Raw genomic sequence first — 510 nt, 5'->3', positions numbered from 1 at the left:
GCACTCGGCCGACCGACCACCTTCGTCGAGATCGAGGCGGTCGTCGCAGCGAAGCCGTGAGCCTGATCCGCCTCGCCAGACTGGCCGCTGCGCCCCTCGCCCTCGCCGCGGGCCTGCTGATCGGCACGGTCGCGGGGCGCGCGCAGGACACGTCCGGCGGAGGCGGCGGCACGCAGGTCTCCAGCGAAGGCAAGGAAGTCTATGAAAGCATCTGCCAAGCCTGCCACATGGCCGACGCCAAGGGCGGCAGCGGTGCTGGTTCGGGCATACCCGCCCTGGCCGGCAACGCCCATCTCGCCGACAAGGATTTCATCCCGAACATCCTTTTGAAGGGCCGGGGCGGCATGCCCTGGTTCACCGATATCCTGACGCATAAGCAGATGGCGGCCGTCGCCACTTATGTGCGCAACCATTTCAATGCCTATCCGGAGCCTGTGACCGAAGCCGATGTCGATCGGCTGGCCAGGGCTGTCCAGACCTCGCCGCGCGACTGCGCCACCTGTTGACCGG

General features: G+C 67.5%; 1 protein-coding gene. It reads left to right on the top strand.

The window, feature by feature from the left end:
- Positions 1 to 506 (top strand): cytochrome c (locus tag J7528_RS24195; protein WP_291879946.1); only part of this gene is annotated, 506 nt, incomplete at its 5' end.
- Positions 507 to 510: the final 4 nt, after the last annotated feature.

The organism is Caulobacter sp. (assembly GCF_017744445.1).
Taxonomy (GTDB): Bacteria; Pseudomonadota; Alphaproteobacteria; order Caulobacterales; family Caulobacteraceae; genus Caulobacter.
The sequence above is the reverse complement of the archived record's forward strand: the minus strand, read 5'-3'. Positions and strand labels throughout refer to the sequence as shown.